Genomic DNA, 20,511 nt, shown 5'->3' with positions numbered 1-20,511 from the left:
ATAGCTCATATGCAAGTAAGTTATTTGTCATTACGTTATTTTATGGAAGTCGCTTTTTGTCTTAACTTCAGCCATGCAGCCCAGAAATTGCATATTTCCCAGCCCGGATTGAGCCAGCAAATCACAGCGCTCGAAAAAGAACTCGGCATTAAACTGTTGAACCGTTCGACCCGAAACGTTACATTGACCGCAGAAGGCGATTATCTTCATAAAAATCTTTTACCCTCATTCGATAACATTGAAAAAACCATCATGCAGCTTGTGGAAGCCGGAACTGTCCCGCAAACGACTATTCGAATCGCGACCGTTCCGTCCGCTGCAAGCAATATGGTCCCTTACCTTATTAAAAAATTAAAAGAAGAGCATCCGTTAATCGAATTTTATATCAAGGAGACAACCTCCGTTCACGCAGCCGAGCTTGTACAGAAAAGCGAATATGATCTCGCCTTTATCCGAACTCCTATAGACCTCAAACAGACGATACAGCCGCCGCTTAAGTGGTTAGAGTTTTCCAAGCATCCTATGAAGGTGGCTTTATCCTGCCAGCATCCGGCAGCCGTACAAGATGAGATCGATCTTTACGAGCTTAAAAACGAAACTTTTTTACATTATGACCCTAAGCATTCGCCGTCTCTTTATTATTTGCTGGAGCATGCATGCCTTACCGCAGGATTCATTCCAAAAACCATCGGGGCCGGGCCGGAAATTTTGACCATTGCCAATCTGATCTCCAATGGAATCGGGATTACCTTAATGCCGCAGGATATGCTGGAACTTTTAAATTCTTACAAGATCAAAGCTATTGCATTGAAAAACCTGTCTCTTTTCAGTTCGATTTCTGTCATTTGGAACGACGTAAGCGTACCTTTAATTACGAAGGACGCATTGTCTATATTGGAGCATTTACCGCATTACACTACAAAAGAGTCTATGAAATCCAAGACATTATCATCTCAAACCGTAGGACAGCATCCATCATGAATCGGGATGCTGTTTTTTTAATGGCGAAAACGGTCTCTCAACCTTGAGGGCCTGGCATAACTCTACTTATAATCCCTGATTATAAATGTATAATATATTCATATTTTCACTTTATTTCTGATGATGTTACATTGTTCATGAAATACATTTAAGAGAGGGGTAAGGTTCATGAATTCTGTAAAAATGAATGTCATTTCCTATGGCTTAGGTCCAATAGGCATCAAAATTATGCAAAGCTGTTTGCAATCCGATCATATTCGGTTAATTGGTGCGGTTGATATTGATCCTCAAAAAATCGGAAGGGATGTAGGAGAACTAGCAGAGAGTACTGCTGTGGGGATTAATGTTGTTCAGAGTTTAGATGAAATCGATACGGCACGGCTGGAGGGGCGCAAACTTGCACTCCATGCAACAGGATCCAACCTGCCACAGGTTTGGCCGCAAATTAAGCAGTTACTTGATCAAGGATATTCCGTCATTTCTACCTGTGAACAATTAGCTTATCCATGGCACCGCTATTCGGAATTGTCCAAAGAAATTGATTTATATGCACGCGATAAAAGGCAGTTTGTAATTGGTACCGGAGTTAATCCGGGATATATCATGGATTCTATGACTTTATTTTCCACTTCTGTGACGCAATCGTTGTCGAAAATTAAAATCTACCGTAAGGTAGATGTTTCCAAACGCCGTATTCCACTGCAGAAAAAAGTGGGTATCGGTATGTCACCGGAAGAATTTCACCAGCTTGCACAAAACGACCGCATAGGTCATGTCGGACTTGAGGAATCATTGCGTCTTGTTGCTTATGGTTTGAATCTGACCTTAACCGAAGTTATTAACAAGATTGAACCAACCATCTCCCAAGAAGACACTGTCTTAGCAATAGGACCCTTAAGTAAAAATGAAGTAAACGGCTTGCATCAAAATTCAACGGGTTCTACGAAAGAAGGGATACCCATTGAATTGGACCTGATTATGTCTGTAGACGTTGTTACGGAGGACAGGATCATTCTGGAAACGAATGATATGGGTACTGTAGAGTTTGTTGTCCCACAAGGTATTTTTGGCGACACCGCTACCATCAATGTTGTAGTTAACACCGCAAAAACGATGCATTCGTCTAATCAGGTTGGTTTGTTAACCATGGCAGACATTCGGCTTACCAGAAATTTAATGTAAGGTACACGTTCTATTTTTAAAAATATCATTTCAAACATATAAAACAACTAATCCCTTGCCTTTCATACAAGCATGGGGTTATTTTTTTAGAAATTTAGGCGAATATATAACCCCTAATTATAGAAATATAAGTATTTCGTATTTCATTTAAGAAATTTTCAATGTTACAATTCAAAAAAGAAAGCGTTTACAAAATTATCCTGTTCAATTTCTTGCATATTAGAAAGGAGGTGAGGCCATGAGCTCTACATTAGTTTTCCAGTTTTACTAACGTTTTTTCTATGGATTTGTTAGTTAGGTTCGTTTTAGAACAACGATGCTAATTTCGTACAGGATCTATATTTCGATACGATTAGGAGGAGATTTTATGTCTACGTTACAGAAGCAGAAGCGCTTATTAAAGAAAAGCATTTTTTGGAGTTTATTGATGAGCGTACTTTTCCTTGTATTATTTAATACGAATGTCCTTGCAGCACTTCCCGCACCCACCGGACTTAAGGCTAATTCCGGGAATGGCCAAGTGACTCTGTATTGGAATGCCGTATCCGGCGCTGTTAAACATAAGATTTCGCGGGCTACCTCCAGCGATGGCAAATACAAGCACATTGCCAACAATATTACATCGACGTCTTTTACCAATACCGGGGTAGACAACGGGACTACTTACTGGTATAAGGTGGCGGCTATCGATTCCGAGGGAAACACAAGTGAGTATTCCAGCGCTGTTTCAGCCAAACCGAGTGCGGTTCCAGCTGCACCGACCGCATTGATAGCAGTATCGGATGATGGACAAGCTGTTCTCTCTTGGGAAGCATCGGGCAGCAATACGAGCTATACGGTTAAGATGAAAACATCCTCGACCGGGTCTTATTCGACTGTGGCAAGCGGAGTAAACAATACGACATTTACCAAATCAGGCTTGACAAACGGCTCTATATATTACTTTGCCGTCAACGCTACCAACTCCGGCGGTACCAGCGCCGATTCGAATGTCGCTAGGGTTACTCCTGTGGCCCCGCCTGCAAGCAGCGTCTATTGGCCTCTAAGCTTTTCAACTGCTGTCAATGGGGACGAAATCCGCTATCCATACGGTCCCCGCAGGCCCGGGGATTATGATTACCATGGTGGGATCGACATAAATGCTCCGGAAGGCACCCCTGTCTATGCCATGATGGATGGAACCGTAACTAATATTACTCCGGATAACGGCAGCTCAGGTCCCGGCAACAAAGTCCTTGTCAATCACGGAAATAAACATTGGACCGGTTATTTACATCTTAGCGCGTTCGCTTCGGGACTGACTGTGGGTCAAACGGTTCAAGCCGGCGATCTGATTGGATATGTGGGGCACACCGGCGCGAATTCCGACCATTTACACATTACTTACATGGTAGGACTAACCTCCGAAACCAATAACGAATCCAGAAGCAAGAACCCGTTGGAAATACTGCCTCATAGCCAACCGACGGTCACCGCAGCGTTCCGCACCGATACAAGCAATACAGTTGACATCAACATCCCTGTCCAACAGAGCACTATTCGCTGGATCATTCTGAAGGGCCAAGGACAAACAATAATCGCAGATTACTATGATATCGTTGGCCAAGGTTCAACGAACCGTAACAATCAGAGCCAGTATGGCATGTATATTGACGTTGACGCTCCTGTCGATCCATACCCGGCAGGCGGAGGAAATCTGCATCTTTTTGTGCGGCCTGATCCTTCTTCCTCCTTCGTCGCGGACAGAATTATCATTAAAGACTTTAACGGTAACACACTGATTGACGAGACAAAATAAAAAAGTCTGCATCAAAAAGGAGCTGTCCTAGTCAGTTATGACTTTGGAGACAGCTCCTTTTAAATTGCTGCACCCGTACGTCCGTTCCATGGACAACCCTGTCCTCACCGCTATATTAATTAAATATTGCAGGAGCCTTACTTCCTTTCTAGGCATGATCTGAATGGTTAATTAGAATGCAATCTGTACAATAACCATAGACATCAAGCTTGTAGCTAATGGGCTTGAAACTGTTGGTTAGTGTTGGGAGCTCGATCCGCTCGGTCACTAAATCAATGGGTACGGATCTCTCGCAGTCAACACAGATCAGATGGTACTTTGGATTCTCCCGATCAATGATTCGAAATCTCACCTCATCCCCCAGAACAAAGGATTCAATGATCATCAGTTCAATAAAAAGTTTGATGTTTTGGTATATCGTGCCATAACTCAGTCCTATAAATTGCTTTTCCATCTTCTGATAGATATCAATGGCAGATAAAGGTTTTGCAGAGTTCAGAATAAGATCTATCATAGCTTTGCGCTGTTCGGTTAAACGCATGCCTTTGCTAGCTAATTTCTTAAACTGTTCCTGCAAATCATGATGTTCATTTATTGGATGCTGTCCCTTCATTCGAAACGCTCTCCTTCTACTACAGCTATGATATGGCTCCAGCTGGTGCGGCATCTCTAGGTAAGGTTCTTGGATTGTAAGCTGCATAACCGTGAGCGATTTTGTCGTAACTCACTTCACTATCTTCAATAATCATTTTGCGCTTGGCCTTCAAAATAATTTGTTCAATGTCGGCAAAACTGCAGCCTAGCAGCAGCTCCTTAGACTGCTCGATGAGCTTCCTATTTTCATGCGAAACCCCAAGTAGTTTTGTCAAAAATACATCAAGCTCCGCCCTGCCTGGCAATTCATACGTCATTCGCGTATCAAACCGGCGCCACACTGCCGTATCCAATTCCTCTTCCAAATTCGTCGCAGCTATAAATGTGCTATTACTATGGAATTCATCGAGACATTGCAGCAAAGTATTGACCACTCGCGCCATCTCTTTCACTTCATCAATAGAATCTCTAGCCCTTGCAATGGCATCGAATTCATCGAGAAACAGCACACATGGCGCCAGCTTGGCGAATTCGAAAATTTTACGAATATTCGATCCCGTTTCACCGAGATGACTATGAATAATCGCATCCAATCGAACGACAATGAGTGGAAGCTCCAAGCGGGACGCCAGATAATAGGCCGTTAGTGTTTTTCCTGTTCCCGGAGGGCCAAACATAACGATTTTGTTCGGAATTGACACCTCGGCTTCTTCGAACTTCTGCTTCATATTCTGAATGGTTATAAATTCTTCCACGATTTGCTGATTGTTTTCTTGCAGGACGATATGTTTGATTTTCTTCAGGCACTCATCAGGTGTATAAACAGTTGCCGTTTCAATCCCTTTGGATTTGGGCAGCCTGATATTTTTTTTAGTGGTCATTCTTTATTTGCTCCTCATTTTGTACGTATTCGGTGCCTAAACCTCATTCTCAAAAGACTCAGCGCATTGCTGGATCATCTGACAGAAGGAACGGTTGTGGCCTATGTAAAAGGATGAAAGATCGTATCGGTTCCTTGCGGGTTCAAAGGAAATCAATAAGCGATGTCTCATGCGCTTCATGGTCAATTGGACAAATTGCTCGGCTCGCTGAGATGCTATGATCGTGAGATAAGCATACAGGGAATGGTCTTCTGGTTCATCAAGTGGGCTTACACCTGCACAAGAGAATTCAGTCGCAATTTGCTTCTGCTGAAGCAGCATCAAGGCTGGAAACAATTCCGCATCCACGTGGATATGTCCGAGAAGTGTCGTCTTCTTAGCATGCTTGCGCTGTTTCTCACGTGCTGCCCATTGCAATAACTCTTGCTCGCGGCGGCGCCACTGAGCATCTGTGTGATGACTTAGAATGACTTCGCTTTCCTCATTGGGTTTCAAACTCATCAACCCCATCAGCCTCCTCTGAATAATCTCCTTCACAAAGCAGAAAACCCGGACAAGTAAGCCCGGACCTTCTTGGTTTATTAACGTGTTTCACGATGAAGTGTGTGACGCTTCAAACGTGGACAATACTTTTTCAGCTCTAAACGAGATGTTTGGGTTCTTTTATTCTTCGTCGTTGTATAGTTTCTGTCACCAGTTTCCGTACACGCCAATGTAATAATGACTCTCATGCTGTTCACCTCCTATCATACATCATGGCTGAATTTATTGTGGCAAAGGGCAGGCTTCTTCCAACTCCATCATAGAATTCGGCAGCTCATCCTCGAAACGATTCCAATCTCCTTGCATTTCAACATCCGTTAGCAAGCAGGCATCCAAAGAAGCGACGATACCAACTCGGTCCATCTCCATGCCGATGAATACAACCTTATTAATGCGATCTCCATAGGTATCATCCCAGTGTGTGATTTGATCCGCGTCTTCTTCGAGAACAGCTTCTCTTTCACCATCTGGCAGCGCAGATACCCAATACCCTGCTGGACCGAAGCGAATAGAAGGACCTGCTTGGCTTAAGTTCTGAGCGTGATCGTTGCGCGTTGCAAGCCACATGATCCCTTTAGCTCGGATGATCTCAGCCGGCCAATCTTCCATCCAACTCATGAGCCGCGAAGGCTCGAATGGACGAATTCTTTCGTAGACAAAAGAGGAAATGCCATATTCTTCAGTTTCTGGTGTATGTGATTCCTTTTCCATTTCCCGCATCCAGCCTGCGGACGTACTCGCTTCATCGAAATTAAATAAATGAGTGTTCAAAATATCGGTTGGAGCAACCTTCCCGTGAACCGAGCGAATGAATTTGGCTCTAGGTTGTAATGTGCGTAGTACGCCCTCTAGCTCAATCAGCTCATCTTCTTCCAGCATGTCACACTTGTTCAAAATCAGGACATCACAAAACTCAATCTGATCAATCAGCAGATCAACAACTTCGCGTGTATCATCTTCACCCACAGCTTGACTGCGTTCAAGAAGCGTTTCTCCAGAGGAATAATCCGTCCAGAAACGGTAGGCGTCTACGACGGTTACCATCGTATCGAGACGGCAAAATTGCGTAAGATCAATCCCTTGCTCTTCATCCATATACGTGAACGTTTGTGCAACCGGTAAAGGTTCACCTACACCCGTTGATTCAATAAGGATATAGTCAAATTTATTCTCTTTAGCAAGCCGCTCTACTTCCTTCAACAGATCTTCACGTAATGTACAGCAGATACAGCCATTAGACATTTCAACCAAACTCTCATTCGTACGGGAAAGCCCGTTGCCTTCTCTAATCAGCTCGGCGTCGATGTTGACCTCACTTAAATCGTTAACAATAACCGCAACTTTTAAGCCATCACGATTATGTAGGACGTGGTTTAATAGCGTTGTTTTGCCTGCTCCCAAATAGCCGCTTAAGACGGTTACAGGTATTTTTTGATCTACCAATGTCATAACCTCTCTCTATTCGTAAATTTTACGTATTCAAATGATTAAAAAAAGCAAACTCATGATTCTATTTATTCATTTAACGCTTTTTTCAATGCTTCTAGGTTATTCGTCATAACACCGATGTAATCAAGGTTTTTCTTTTTATCATCGTCCGTTAATCCCTCTAATGGATTCAACACAGCCGTTTTCGCACCGACTTCTTTCGCAATTGTATTCGCAACCTTTGGATCTACCAAAGTTTCAAAGAAAATCGTTTGTACCTTATTATCTTTCGCAAATTTAATAATATCTGCCATTTTATCAGGAGCTGGCTCTTCTTCAGGGGAAAGTCCGGCAATAGGAACCTGTGTTAGCCCGTATTCTTTGGCCAAATAACCAAATGCAGCATGCTGCGTGACGAATTCTTTACGCTTTACATTTGTAAGACCTGTTTTAAATGACTCGTCCAAGGCTTTAAGCTTTCCGATATAGGCATCCGCATTTTTTCGATAATCCTCTTTGTGAGCAGGGTCAGCTTGCGTTAATCCAATCACTATGGCCTCAACCTCTTGCACAGCAAGAACCGGAGTTAACCAAACATGCGGATCTAGGATTTTGTCTCCATGCGCTTCTTCTTTATGGTTTTTATCTTCTTTCTTGTGATCCTCTTCATGCTCTTCTTCCGCTAAGCCTTCCATTAATTCAATTCCTTTACTGGCTTCAACAACAACACGATTCTTATTCTCAGCGCTCTTAAGTGCTTGCTCCGCCCATCCTTCTACAATACCGTTGTAAACGAACACATTGGCGTTCTTCAGTTGTTTCATATCTTTCGCACTAGGCTCCCAGTCATGGGGTTCAGCCCCCGGCGGGATTAGAGTAATCACATTGGCATGATCACCTGCAACCTGTTTTGTGAATTCATACATGGGATAGAAGCTTGTAACGACATTTAATTTCCCATCGCTTGAAGCGGTGTTAGATGCACAGCCCGATAAGAGAGCAGCTGATAGTACGGTAAAAGCAAGTGATTTCGTTACCCAGATTTTTTTCATTGTTTTTTTCCTCCTAATATTTGTTGAATGATGAAATTGTCGTTTCTTTGGACATACGAGGCATGGTGTCAATTGCATTTTTTGCTTTGCTTTTGCTTAATGTCAGCACGACCTTTTTCAAACCCAAGCCAGCAATAAGAATAAATAAGAGAAGCAGCGCTATCGTTCCTCCCGGGGGTGTACTAAGCTGATATGACGCGGTAAGTCCGGAAATGACACCAAGTAAACCAATACTCATAGCTATAAAAAGTGCGGATGTAAAACTAGGTGCAATCCGAATGGCAAGTGCCGCGGGCAGTACAATTAATGCCGAAACGAGAAGAACTCCCACAATGGGCATAGCCGCAGATACAATCATACCTGTTAAGACGCTAAAGCCAAGTGAAATCCATTTCACAGGAAGCCCATTTGTCTTAGCCGTATCTTCATCGAATGTAATCTGATAAAGTGGACGACGGAATATATAGAAAAAGATGCCCCCAATCATCGCTACCACAAACATTAGGAGTAGCTCGGTTTCGTTCACAGCAACCACAGAGCCGAATAAATAAGCGGAGAAGCCTTTATTAATGCTTTGATTGAGACTCATAATGATCACTGCTGTAGATAACCCACCCACCATGATGATAGCAACCGAAATTTCACTATAGGTTTTATAGGACCTCCTTACATATTCAACAGCTATAGCTCCTAACGTAGCTACGACGAATCCAGTCAAGGTTGGATTGATATTTAGATACGCACCTCCTGCAACCCCAGCCAAGGAAACATGGGAGAGCATGTCAGCCATCAAAGCTTGTCTGCGAAGCAGCAGATACACACCCAGAATCGAAGCCAGGATGGCAATTAACCCACCGGCACAAAATGCCCGCTGCATGAAGTCGTAGTGCAGCATTTCCATCCGCCATCCTCCTTCCTCTCCAGCTCAATGATTCGATCCAGATAGGGAGCGACCTCGGTAAGGCCATGCGTCACCATAACAACGGTTCGCCCGTGAGCTTTCACTTGATGATGCATCAACTCATAGAAACCAAAGCGGCTCTCCTGATCCATCCCTGTCGTCGGTTCATCGAGAACAAGCATATCGGGCTCCTGTGCAAGCGCTCTGGCTATGCAAATTCGCTGCTTTTGACCGCCAGAGAGCTCACCGATCTTGCGCTTGCGCAAATCCCACATCCCAACCTGACGGAGTGCTTTCTCCGTCTGCACCTCATCTTCTTTGTCGAGTTTACGAAACCATGAGCGGCTTGCGTACCTGCCTGATTGGACAAACTCCAATATGGTGCTAGGGAATCCACTGTTGAAGGCGGAGATTTGCTGAGATACGTAACCCACTCTTAGCTTCCTCCCCTCTTTATTGGTTGAAGACAAGAAAATACTCCCTTTCCAAGGATCAAGCAAGCCAAGAAGTAATTTCAGCAAGGTCGACTTGGCTGCACCATTGGGGCCCGTTATAGCTACAAATTCACCCGACTGAATCTCTACACTCGCGTCTTGAATACAAGGGACATCATTGTAACCGAATTCCACCTCATCCATGGAGGCTACCAGCATAAGAACAAATCCTTTCCAACTTTATATGTAAAAATTACGATTTTATATCATGACGATCCTCGATTCATATGTCGAAGCCCAAACTACAAGAAAGTTATTAGGCATTGCGGTTGACAAATCGTAATAATTACTTATTACAATGAAGAATATATCTTTTTCCAGAGGTTGTGTCAATAAGAAATCTTTGCAGGTAATATGCGAAACTTGAGGTAACTCATAGAAAAATGGCGTTCACCCCATGGAGTGAACGCCGTATATGGAATCTAATGTGCCGCTCGTCTATACTGAAAAGCGCATATCGTTTTATTTTTTTATTAAACAAAACGAAGTATTTAGAATGGTTTCGATTTGTTCCACAGGCACCCCTGTTTTCTCTAGAATACGGGTACCACGCAAGGCATTAGCCAAGAAGGCTCCTAATTCTTTGCTTGTGAAGCGTGTCGTAATCTCTCCTAATGCTTGCCCTTTACTAATCACTTCCTCGAGCACAAGCTGGACGTCACTAAACATTTTTTCAACTTCATTGGTTACTTCCTCATCACTAATTCCAAATTCCAACGCCGTGTTTACCATCAGACATCCGTTGCGGCTATCTTCATTTTTCGAACAAAGTGAAGCCGATTTAACGGCATCTAGAATTTCCGTTGGCGACCCGCCTCGATCGACCACTTCTCGAAGTGAATCGAGATTTTGCGCTCGATACAGGGCAAGTGCTTTTAAAAAGAGTGAACGTTTGTCTTCAAAGACGCCATACAGACTTTGTTTTTTGACATGAGTCTTATTGGTGAGATCTTCGAATGAGGTTGCTTTGTAACCTTTTGCCCAAAAAACTTCCATCGACTGATTCAATACTTTATCAACATCAAATTCTCTTGGTCTGCTCATAATAAGTGAATCATACAAATAGTTGACTACGAAGTCAAGAATATAAGGAGATGATTTCCTGAGTTTTGCGAAATTAATTTTAACAAGATGAATAAAAAACCATTTAATCCACAAAATACTCCTACACCACAAAAAAGGAGTGAATCAAATGTCTAGAAGAAGAAACAGCAATACATTAGTCGTGCAACAAGCAAGAGCAGCTCTTGACCAAATGAAATATGAAGTCGCTCAAGAATTAGGTATTCAGATTCCTCAAGATGGTTATTACGGCTACATGGCTACTCGTGATACTGGCGCAATCGGTGGTAACATTACGAGAAGATTAGTTCAACTGGCCGAACAACAGCTAACCGGCGGAATTAGACGCTAATTCCTTGGGTGATGTGCAAGCAAAACAAAAGACTGTAACCACCACTTCCTCCTTTGGTGATTTCAGTCTTTTTTTTATGCTCATGTAACGAATTCTATGAATACTGGGGACCGAAGTTTTCCATTTTTGGTCCAATTTCTCGTCTTAATCTTTGCCATGATTCGTGGTTCCATATAAGCAAAATTCTTGTCTTCCTTGAATACTAAGCGATTCTTCAAGCTATCTAAAGCTTTCTGTTGAATTGGTGTTACACCTGACTCAATAACCCCGACTGGGAACTTCGAGCCATCAGCTGCATCAATAGAGGCCAATAAGGCAAAATTATTTTTTCTGTAACCGGATATGTACACATCCGCATAAGTCCAATTGATCACCTTTTGCCACTGTTTGGAGCGTTTTTCTATTTCGTATTTGGAATTCTCTTTTTTCGATTTAATGATGATGCCCTCAAGTCCCCGCCCACGAACCTGCTCAAAATAATCAACTGCATTTCCTTCAAACACTTTAACCTTTTTATAATTCTCAGTTTCAATGAAAGCCTTGTCCAACAGTTCTTTACGCCCCAGTAAAGTTAGACCCGTGACGTCAATTCCTTTATATCTCAAGATATCAAATGCGCAGAATATCACAGGTGTTTTGTTTTTCCTAGATAAAAACCTGGCCGACATGGCTTCAAAGTCTGGTTTCCCTTGATCATCAACAATCATTAATGCACCATCAAGTATCGTTCCTTCAGGCAGGGGGCAATTATACAATTCGGGGAATTTATTTGTGATCAAATTATTATGCCTCGTATAAACATAGAGTTTATCCATGTTGGAAATAATACATCTTAGACCATCTAATTTTAATTCCGCTATATGATTTTTACTGTAAAATGGTTTATTATCTTTAGCGTTGTACGCTAGCATAGGAGAAATGAACATTTTTTATCACCCTAAGCTAAATGATACTTCACTGTTATTCATCTGCCTAATGGAACTTGGAGGAAAACTCATTTGAGGTAAGGACGCATCTCTTACTTTACCGCAATCGCTCTACTGTTTCCTGTTGGAATTGCTTTCGCTCCTTTCGATGTCGAATGATATGCATATCCACAATTTCACTTAGCCTAGCAAAAAATCCATAGCTAACTATACTAAATAAGGTAAACTTCGTCGCCTTACCCCTAACCTAAAAAATATAAATTCTTATGTAAAAAAAGACACATACCTGTGCCCTTTTCACCTATCTGTTATTGTCTGATAACTAAAATATCACGAGGAGGGATACCGGTACTTTGGATCTGTTGAATTTGGGAATTTGTAAGGTTGCGTCCTACTAAAATTAAGGAAGAAGTTAGATTATTGAAATTACCTAAATTCGACACGTTTTGGCGTCCACGAAATATGCGAATGGATCCCTGGAAGTTAATTCGTGAAAACAAAACTAGTGTCACAGAATCTGTGGTTGAAACATTTCTTAGACGGAAACTGGATAGGACGTTATCAAAACGGAATGCGCCCAGATCTCGAACTGCTACACCTCCACGTCTAAGAGCAATCCGCCGATTTGTAAAATTATTGCCAGAGAAAAGTTGGAGCCTTACATCTGTGTTTGCCAATTCTATCATCCTTTCTTTTGGAATAATATATTCTATGATTGATTCATAGGAATGGTTTGGACAAATATGCATGGCAAAACAACCGTTTTTCTGTATAAAACTGGATGGAACAAAATTGAATACGGAAAAACATGGGAGAGCGACTGAAAGAGAAAAAAGCCCCTGATAGGGGCAAATTTAAAGTAGACGATCTTCATTATCCTAATCGATTCGATTCAGCTTTGTTGAAAGATGTAAGATCCGCTACATGGTCCTTTAGTTCTAATCGCGACTTTTGTGGTGAACCCGCCCGCCAAACTGCCAATTCTAGCGATACCATAAGGCATAACAGTAATAGTCACTGTGTTATTTAAGAGCAATACGAAGGATTTGCTACTGTTGTTAGATATTGCTAATGTTCCGTCCACTTTAGGGACTACAAATAATGGTTTTGTACCTGATGTTGGGAAATTAAATGACCCGGCATGCGAATATTTAGACATACTTTTCCACCTCCTCTTACTGACTCAATTAAATTATTCAGATCAATATATTTTGTCCGGGTGTTTGTTGATCATTGAGTAAATTGGTGGAAAATGAACATTTAGGCTCATGAGGAGGTGCAAGATGAAGTACAAAGTTTGGGAAGAGTTTTTTCGGTGGTGTATGATAGTTGGCAGAAATGTTAACAAGCGAACCGCCGACACCGTGATGGCCCGAATGAAACTATACGAAGCGATCAAGAAGGCTGAGGCAGATAAAGAATATCTAGCTCGGATGAATGGAGCTGAACCGCAAAAACCCCCGCCTAACAAAGATTCGTTCTTCTAGCATAATCACCTCCTCATTTTTCGTAACGGATTTCATTGAACGTATGAAGTTCAGATAAAAAAAAGTATTTGACCCCGAAGAGATCAAATACTTTAATAGGCGTAAAAATGGTTAGTTTCCCAAAGGCTTACCGTCTTTAAATTGCCCTTCATACGTAATTTTCCCATAATAATCCATTAGCTTGCCGGTTCCTTCCGGCACACCGTTTATAAACATTCCTTCATAGATTTGTCTATCCGATATAAAAAGCCTTCCGTAGCCTTCCCTTACTCCGCCTACAAAAACACCTTCATACTCGAGATATCTCCTATAGTCTTGGCCCTTGCCATGTTTTTCTCCATTTTTCCATTCGCCAATATAATCTTTGAAATAGTGAATTCCATAACCTTCGAATTTGTCGTTTACAAACTCTCCCTCGTACTCTAAAATTTTAAATCTTGTGTTATCATATAACTTGCCTTTGCCGTGACGGTTATTCTCTTTAAACCCGCCTTCATACAATAGTCGTCCTTGTGAGTATAACTTGCCAGATCCATCATATTTGTTTTTTGCGAATTCGCCTTCATAAAGAAGCATTCCTTTTACATAAAACCGACCAATACCATCGTATTTTCCGTTTTTAAAACTGCCTTCGTATATCATTTCACCAGATGGATCATATCCGGCCCCTTGCCCTTCGGGTATTCCATCCTTAATTTCTCCGACATAATAATAATCAGTCATATCATTGCCTTCAACGAATCCTTTTTGGATGAATTTCCCTTCTTCTTCAATCTCATTATTCACGAATTCAGCATCATACCACAGGGAACCATCCTCCCGATAAAGTTTACCTTTGCCATGCATTTTTCCATCATGTAGTTGTCCCTCGTATCTTAACGTTCCGTTTGAATAATAAAGCTTTCCTTCGCTGCTGGGATCAATGATGTACACTTTGCGAAGTTCATTGTTCCAAATCACTTTTCTCCCAGTTGCCTCCCCAACGAGTCGTAGCGGAACCATCGTAACGTCATTTTTGATTTTTGGCGCTGCCTCCAAGGTGATTACAACTCCGTTAACGATTGCTCTAGGCTCGTCGATCTGCAACTGAATCGTTACGCCATCTTTAGAACCGGTCACGGTTCTTGTTTCGGCGTCCCACTTTATTCCTAGCCCAAGCTTCTCGAAAATAGGACGGAATTGAACCAAGGTGGAACCATTCTCGATAAAAGGCTGCTCTTCAAAAGTTACATTTTGTCCATCTGCATAGACCTTAACACGCTTAGCATCCGACTTACGCAGAGGGGCTAAAGGTGCCAATGATTTATCCAGTTCTGGGAATTCAGGTCTATTTATAGCAACTGGCGCAGGTGAAGGAGGGGGATCTGGTTTGAAGTTCGTTGGTCCGTCCACAGATTTTTCAATCTGTAGCGGCATCGCCTTCATTGTTACCCCATCAAGCCAAATGAGCGTGTCGCCAATAAATGCGATTGGCAACGCGGGTATCAATTGTTCCTCGGACTGTGTCAATTGCATGGTCGTGCCGTCATCTATTCGAGCTCCCATAAGTTGATGAATGCCATTCTTGTCTTCATTCACCCAAGCTACATAATTATCGCCTACCGCTAATTGGGCATAAAAGCGCGTACTGTTGTTAAACGGTGTTAAGTACTGAATTTTGGGTGAAGTCCCACCTAGCTGCAATAACGCTAATTGTCTTCCTTTATCATTTTTTGATACATAATATAGAGCTGTATTTCCTTTAAACTCAACAAAACTATTGAAAGTGTAGCCACCCGGAGGAGCGATCTCAAGCTTTATAACGCCCGACTTAAGATCATATAGATTTAATTTCCCCCCAGATTTAAAAAGCACATTGCCGTTGTCAATAATTGGTTCTCTACCTGACCCAATAGGCGATACGGTACCCGTGGCCCATTCATAGGCGAATAGACTGCCTCCCGTTTCCCAAACGATAAACTCGCCATCAGTGCTTGGCGCTGAGAGTGGTCCAGGTGTGTCCGTAAGCTTTTTCTCAGCTCCTGTACTTAGATCATAGGCATAAACATTGAAATCGAATTGGGAATCGGCTTTTTCCAGCCACACTACAAGTGTACCACTGATGAAAGCGCTTCTCTTATGCTTTGGTGTGGTTGTGATTTGCTGCTTTTCACCGGTAACAATGTGCTGTACCGTGATTTGGTTATTGTCCAGCCAAACCATATTTTGTCCTGAGATTGTGGATTCCCCTGAGTATCTTGTTGGGAAAATCGTTTCCTCTGCGAATGCTCTAGGAATGTAGGAATTCCCGAACAGACACCCTATAGCAATAACTAGAGACATGATTATGTAAAGATGTTTTCTAAACGTTGTTTTAACCATGGGTATGTTCAGTCCTCCGCTATGAAATAAATACAACAAGTTCCCCTAGATTATCCAATAGTTCTTCTGATATCGACATAGGGCTTTTGTCATATTTATGCAAAGGAGCAGAACGCACCAAAACCTAACATGAAAATCTTAATACCATCTCAAGGCGACAGGCAGGCATTGGATAAACAAAACAAGGCTCTCCAAACGTTTCATCATCGTATTCACCCTTTCAAAAAGACAGAAAACGCCTATCCGTGTAGGATAGGCGCCATTGCCTTAAGTATTAGTTGCACTTTGTCGTGCGGTTAATTGAATTATACTTCCAGTTGGACTTCGTGTCAATTATAGTGACACGAAATAATGTTATTCTTGTTTTTATTAATATAAAGATATTAAATGGTATATAATATGACATTCAATCAGTGAAGGGAAACCAAAAGCGGTTGTAACTCGCACGATTTCAGTATGAGGGTGTAATAAGAAGCGACGGAAAAAGCAATTTACGGCATTGCAACGTAACAAATACAGCCGGCCTCTCAAGAGGGCAGGTTGTATTTGTTTAAAGGATTTTAATTGGATGGAATGATTCGAATATCCTTATCCAAATTGGCAAGCATCATGAAATTGCGATTGAAAGTAAAGATGCGTTTTACCTGATAATAGGACATGGTCACAGCAGTGAATGCTTCGCTGAGCGAGAAACGGAGCTCGGGCCTGTCCATAAGCAGTCTGCGCGATTCCCCCTCAATTTCGGGGCCGCTAGAGATGACCGCCAGCTTGCCTTTACTCACTGCTTTATCAATTGCATTCAGAAAATATTCCGCCTGCTCATAGCTGTATTCATTGCGAAGCCATTCGTGAAGATCAAATATAATGGAGTTGGTCGTCATGTAATTACGTTCAAGGTCATGCAAATCCAGAAACAGGGAACGGGCTTTCGCATAGCGGGGGTCTTCAGGGTTCATTAAAGCGGCTAAAGCTGTTTCATCCAGAAAAATTGCATCTTGAATGTTCAAGTGGTTATCCATATGTCAGCACTCCTTAATCCTCTAGTCTGCAAATACCATCCAAATACAGAAGCGGGTTATCTTCCTTTTGATCCACTGAGATGGGGGTTAATTCGTATGAGGCGCTTGCCAGGTATTGGACAAGGATTCCATTGACGATCGCTTGTACGGTCGTATGCTGCATATCGGCGATTGCTTTCAGCTCAACATAATATTGCGGATCGAGTTCTATAGTGCCTTCTTCTTGTTCTTCACTTCTTGAAGAAATGAATTCGGAAGCGGTAGACTTCGCTTTTTCGAATTGATTTTGAATGAAGCGTTTGTAATTATTCGCCATCGTGATTCACTCCTTATGCATAGCTTTTATAACGATTCGTCGAATTCTGTCGATTTCAGGGGGTAATGTCGGGCGGAAAGCCAGCTTCTGGCTTCCTGCAAGGTGATGGGTGTCTTGGGAAAATAAAGAATTAGAGTGGTTTAGACGTATCAAAATCAAAAATTGCTATCGCTGATGAGGGTAGGAGTGAATCGCGGTACTGGGGTACTATCGTCCATACGAAAGAAGCTGTTCGCAAATTGATTCAACAACTTCGTAGAACGGAAGAGGTAACGCTTGAAGTTTGCTATGAAGCTGGACCTACTGGGTATGTGCTGTATCGTTGGCTACTAGAGATGAATATTTCTTGCACGGTCATTGCACCAAACGGTAGAGAAAAAGGAAGGGACAGGGATTAAGTTTGAAGGAAACAAAGAGAACAATCGAGGAACGACTGATAATACAGGGAAAATACAGGATTCTCAAGGCTTTAAATATACCTTATTCCAATTTCCTATCCCCATAAGCCAAGTGGAATCAAGAGTGAGTGCGTGAAATCAGCTCAGCTTGCATTCATAGTTTGTAATCTTTAATCGGAATTTGTAAGCTTTGTGTGGAGTTTATTGGGTGTTAACATGAGGAAGCAAAAACGGACAAGCCTTTTTGACTTGAGCAATTAAAGTTTGCAGTTTATCAGGAGAATAATGGCTTGATGGAATCGGAGATGGCACGGGAGCCTGGAGAAACAAAAAGCCGAGCGAAATCAGGAATGGATGGCTGTAAACTATATTTAGCCAAATAGCATGGGTTTATTTAGGAATATCTTTCCAGCCCACCATTTGTTGAAAGCGTTGAGCCAGTCAAGATTACCGAAGCCCCCTCCTTTAGATGGGGTAAAGCGACTTGTATTATCATTTAGCTAGTTTAAGCTGCTTCCGGTCGGTTCGGCCTATACCCAGCGGCAAGCTAAGCGCCCCCAAGAAGATGATGAAAGCCGCTCCGATTAAAGCGGTACGGTAGCTGCTATTTCCCAATATCAGAAGACCTGCAATGAGCGGTCCGATTATTTGCCCCAAGCCAAAGAAGGTGGTTAGCAAACCTATAATCTTTCGGTTGTTTTGCGGGTATAAATCCTTGGCAAAAGCGACGGACAGCGTCGTTATTCCCATAAAGGTTACGCCGAACATAAGGGCGCCTGCTAATACGGCAGTTGAAGAAGGAATAAGAACTGGAATCGCAATGCCTATGGATTGCAGCAGCATGGCAACGGTCAATGTCCACTTTTTTCCCCATCGAGAGGCAAGCATCGACCAACCGACGCACGAAGGCGTCGCGGAAATACCAACCAGCATCCAACTGAGTGACGCAATATTTTGGATGCTCGAAACCGACTTGGCGAAAGCTACAAGATAGGTCCCGGTAACAATGTAGCCCAAGCCTTCCAAGCCATAGGCAATCATCAAACATATCAAGACCCGCCGAACGGCCGAAGGGTGATGGTCGTGGTCATGAGGAGAGCTTAACGTCTGCGTACCGGTATGCCTGTCCCGCAACGAATACCAGGCTGCCAGACCTAAGATCAGACTGATCAGTCCCAGTCCCTTCCATACTTCGGTCCAATCGCTGTTTCGGGCAAGCAGCGGAACTGAAAGTCCGGTCAGCAGAATGCCCGCTCCCACGCCTCCGTAGAATATTCCGGCTTGGAGCGCCGATAAACGATCCAGTACGATGCTGGATGCGATGACAAACACGATTGCGCTGGCAAGGCCCGACAAAGACCGGAGTACGAGCCAGGCCTCTAGGCTGTGGAACACACCCATTCCCCATGTGGTCGCAATACTGACGATTAACCCGGCGAACAGCAGCGTGGATCGGCCTTTAACCTGGACCAGCGTCAGGACAAACGCGCCGATCAAATAGCCCAAGTAATTGCTTGAAGCCAGATAGCCCGCACCCGCGGCGGAGAACAGATGGTGATCCATCATCATCGGGAGGATAGGAGTAAAGGCGAACCTTCCGATTCCCATAGCCACCATCAATGCTGCTATGCCTCCGAGCAAAACGATCAACGTCCTTCTCTCCATTCGCTTTCCCTCCTGTCTTTACCTTCGTCTGTTCATTCATCATACAATGATTTTTGTTATCATGTATAATACAGAATAGTGATATTGAATATCTTAATTTCAGATATCTAAACCTAAATATACAGGAGGTCTATATGGATATTCAGTTGCTCAAAGTGTTTTTTACCACGGCGCACGAAGGTAGCATTTCTAAAGCGGCTCATAAATTAAACTTTGCCCAATCCAACGTTACCCATAAGATTCAACAGCTGGAGACCGATTTACAGACCCAGCTTTTTTACCGCCACAATCGGGGAATTACGCTTACCCCTTCCGGTCAAATCCTAGTTTCCTATGCGGAGAAAATATTGCATGTCATTCAGGAAGCCAGACTGGCCGTCGGAGACTCCTCCGTTCCCGCAGGACCGCTTCATATCGGGTCTCTGGAAACAACCGCCGCCGTTCGGCTGCCTACGCTGCTTACCAAGTATCATATCGAATATCCGGCGGTCGACTTCTCTTTAATTACCGGTACTTCCGAGAAGCACATTCATGCCGTTCTTCATTATGAGCAGAACGGAGCATTCGTGGCCGGTCCCGTGGAGCATCCCGATTTGGTTCAGGAAAACGTCATTGATGAGGAGCTGGTACTTGTCACCTCGGTCTCCCATCCGCCTGTTAATTCCTTCCATGATGTGCAGCTGTCTACGCTTCTTGTATTCCACAGCGGCTGTTCCTACCGGGCAAAATTAAATCAGCTGCTCCATGATGAAGGCATATTGCCCGTTAAGCTGATGGAATTCGGGTCGATTGAAACGATTATAGGTTGTGTAGGCGCCGGCCTCGGCATTGCTCTTCTGCCGCGTTCCATCATAACCGAGTCGGAAAAGCAAGGCCGAATCCGCTGCCATGCGATCCCCGGCAAGCATACCATCGTCACAACCGTGTTCATCAGACGCAAAGACGCTTTAATCACGCCCGCATTGTCAGCCTTCTTATCGGAGATGCGAGCCCATTTTAACTAAAGTACTGGAATTGAGCTTATCTATAATTAAGACACCGATTTGGCAGGAATCCTATTCGGAGGTGTTC

The 20,511-nt window shown here is 43.0% G+C and carries 21 protein-coding genes; 6 read left to right on the top strand and 15 right to left on the bottom strand.

The features are described from left to right. The first annotated feature begins 9 nt into the window (after positions 1–9). The 3 genes from QFZ81_RS04370 (at position 10) to QFZ81_RS04360 (ending at position 3,961) form a co-directional block, all read left to right on the top strand. Entirely contained in the window at positions 10–981 is a 972-nt protein-coding gene (locus QFZ81_RS04370) for a LysR family transcriptional regulator (RefSeq protein WP_307601619.1), read from the top strand. Between the two features lie 168 nt (positions 982–1,149). Further along, the gene (locus QFZ81_RS04365; RefSeq protein ID WP_307447679.1) at positions 1,150–2,163 is read left to right on the top strand and encodes a hypothetical protein; all 1,014 of its coding nucleotides are present in this window, start codon (positions 1,150–1,152) and stop codon (positions 2,161–2,163) included. Between the two features lie 367 nt (positions 2,164–2,530). After that, positions 2,531–3,961, top strand: a complete 1,431-nt coding sequence (locus QFZ81_RS04360) for a peptidoglycan DD-metalloendopeptidase family protein (protein ID WP_307447682.1) — start codon at positions 2,531–2,533, stop codon at positions 3,959–3,961. A gap of 148 nt (positions 3,962–4,109) precedes the next feature. On the opposite strand, the gene QFZ81_RS04355 is transcribed toward QFZ81_RS04360, so the two are convergent. The 9 genes from QFZ81_RS04355 to QFZ81_RS04315 form a co-directional block, all read right to left on the bottom strand. Next, complete coding sequence (locus QFZ81_RS04355) at positions 4,110–4,574, bottom strand: Fur family transcriptional regulator (protein WP_307601617.1); 465 nt, start codon at positions 4,572–4,574, stop codon at positions 4,110–4,112. A gap of 25 nt (positions 4,575–4,599) precedes the next feature. Then, entirely contained in the window at positions 4,600–5,436 is an 837-nt protein-coding gene (locus QFZ81_RS04350) for an AAA family ATPase (protein ID WP_307601615.1), read from the bottom strand. A 36-nt stretch (positions 5,437–5,472) separates the two neighbouring features. Further along, on the bottom strand, positions 5,473–5,937 hold the full coding sequence (locus QFZ81_RS04345; protein ID WP_307450065.1) for a hypothetical protein: 465 nt from the start codon (positions 5,935–5,937) through the stop codon (positions 5,473–5,475). 80 nt (positions 5,938–6,017) lie between these two features. Beyond that, positions 6,018–6,167 (bottom strand): 50S ribosomal protein L33, encoded by a 150-nt coding sequence (rpmG, locus tag QFZ81_RS04340; protein ID WP_029195131.1) that lies wholly within the window; start codon positions 6,165–6,167, stop codon positions 6,018–6,020. Between the two features lie 34 nt (positions 6,168–6,201). Beyond that, positions 6,202–7,428 (bottom strand): GTP-binding protein, encoded by a 1,227-nt coding sequence (locus QFZ81_RS04335; protein ID WP_307601613.1) that lies wholly within the window; start codon positions 7,426–7,428, stop codon positions 6,202–6,204. A 65-nt stretch (positions 7,429–7,493) separates the two neighbouring features. Then, positions 7,494–8,459, bottom strand: coding sequence for a metal ABC transporter substrate-binding protein (locus QFZ81_RS04330; protein WP_307601611.1), 966 nt, complete (start codon positions 8,457–8,459; stop codon positions 7,494–7,496). A gap of 13 nt (positions 8,460–8,472) precedes the next feature. Beyond that, complete coding sequence (locus tag QFZ81_RS04325; RefSeq protein ID WP_307447696.1) at positions 8,473–9,360, bottom strand: metal ABC transporter permease; 888 nt, start codon at positions 9,358–9,360, stop codon at positions 8,473–8,475. Then, on the bottom strand, positions 9,306–10,013 hold the full coding sequence (locus QFZ81_RS04320; RefSeq protein WP_307447699.1) for a metal ABC transporter ATP-binding protein: 708 nt from the start codon (positions 10,011–10,013) through the stop codon (positions 9,306–9,308). The genes QFZ81_RS04325 and QFZ81_RS04320 overlap by 55 nt, the downstream gene beginning before the upstream one ends. Positions 10,014–10,316: 303 nt before the next feature. Further along, a complete protein-coding gene (locus tag QFZ81_RS04315; RefSeq protein ID WP_307601609.1) occupies positions 10,317–10,898 on the bottom strand; it encodes a TetR/AcrR family transcriptional regulator in 582 nt (193 codons plus the stop codon). A 148-nt stretch (positions 10,899–11,046) separates the two neighbouring features. Here QFZ81_RS04315 and QFZ81_RS04310 point away from each other — a divergent pair, with 148 nt between their 5' ends. After that, positions 11,047–11,268 (top strand): alpha/beta-type small acid-soluble spore protein, encoded by a 222-nt coding sequence (locus tag QFZ81_RS04310; protein WP_307447707.1) that lies wholly within the window; start codon positions 11,047–11,049, stop codon positions 11,266–11,268. A gap of 80 nt (positions 11,269–11,348) precedes the next feature. Here QFZ81_RS04310 and QFZ81_RS04305 read toward each other — a convergent pair whose 3' ends face one another. Together QFZ81_RS04305 and QFZ81_RS04300 are read right to left on the bottom strand one after the other, a co-directional pair. Further along, complete coding sequence (locus QFZ81_RS04305) at positions 11,349–12,194, bottom strand: ATP-dependent DNA ligase (protein WP_307447710.1); 846 nt, start codon at positions 12,192–12,194, stop codon at positions 11,349–11,351. An 892-nt stretch (positions 12,195–13,086) separates the two neighbouring features. Further along, on the bottom strand, positions 13,087–13,353 hold the full coding sequence (locus tag QFZ81_RS04300) for a hypothetical protein (RefSeq protein WP_307447713.1): 267 nt from the start codon (positions 13,351–13,353) through the stop codon (positions 13,087–13,089). 124 nt (positions 13,354–13,477) lie between these two features. On the opposite strand from QFZ81_RS04300, the gene QFZ81_RS04295 reads away from it, so the two are divergent. Next, positions 13,478–13,681 carry a hypothetical protein gene (locus QFZ81_RS04295; RefSeq protein WP_307601607.1) on the top strand — a complete coding sequence of 68 codons (204 nt, stop codon included), beginning with the start codon at positions 13,478–13,480 and terminating at the stop codon, positions 13,679–13,681. 111 nt (positions 13,682–13,792) lie between these two features. On the opposite strand, the gene QFZ81_RS04290 is transcribed toward QFZ81_RS04295, so the two are convergent. The 4 genes from QFZ81_RS04290 to QFZ81_RS04275 form a co-directional block, all read right to left on the bottom strand. Next, positions 13,793–16,042: a stalk domain-containing protein gene (locus QFZ81_RS04290; protein ID WP_307601605.1), complete on the bottom strand. Its 2,250-nt coding sequence runs from the start codon at positions 16,040–16,042 to the stop codon at positions 13,793–13,795. Between the two features lie 560 nt (positions 16,043–16,602). Further along, entirely contained in the window at positions 16,603–17,061 is a 459-nt protein-coding gene (locus tag QFZ81_RS04285) for a hypothetical protein (RefSeq protein ID WP_307447720.1), read from the bottom strand. A gap of 13 nt (positions 17,062–17,074) precedes the next feature. Then, a complete protein-coding gene (locus QFZ81_RS04280; protein WP_307601603.1) occupies positions 17,075–17,377 on the bottom strand; it encodes a hypothetical protein in 303 nt (100 codons plus the stop codon). Between the two features lie 890 nt (positions 17,378–18,267). After that, complete coding sequence (locus tag QFZ81_RS04275) at positions 18,268–19,440, bottom strand: YbfB/YjiJ family MFS transporter (RefSeq protein ID WP_307601601.1); 1,173 nt, start codon at positions 19,438–19,440, stop codon at positions 18,268–18,270. A 134-nt stretch (positions 19,441–19,574) separates the two neighbouring features. On the opposite strand from QFZ81_RS04275, the gene QFZ81_RS04270 reads away from it, so the two are divergent. Then, on the top strand, positions 19,575–20,444 hold the full coding sequence (locus QFZ81_RS04270; RefSeq protein ID WP_307601599.1) for a LysR family transcriptional regulator: 870 nt from the start codon (positions 19,575–19,577) through the stop codon (positions 20,442–20,444). Positions 20,445–20,511 lie beyond the last annotated feature (67 nt).

The organism is Paenibacillus sp. V4I9 (assembly GCF_030817295.1).
Lineage (GTDB): Bacteria > Bacillota > Bacilli > Paenibacillales > NBRC-103111 > Paenibacillus_E.
Note: the sequence above shows the minus strand (reverse complement) of the source record. Positions and strands in the feature narration are given on the sequence as shown.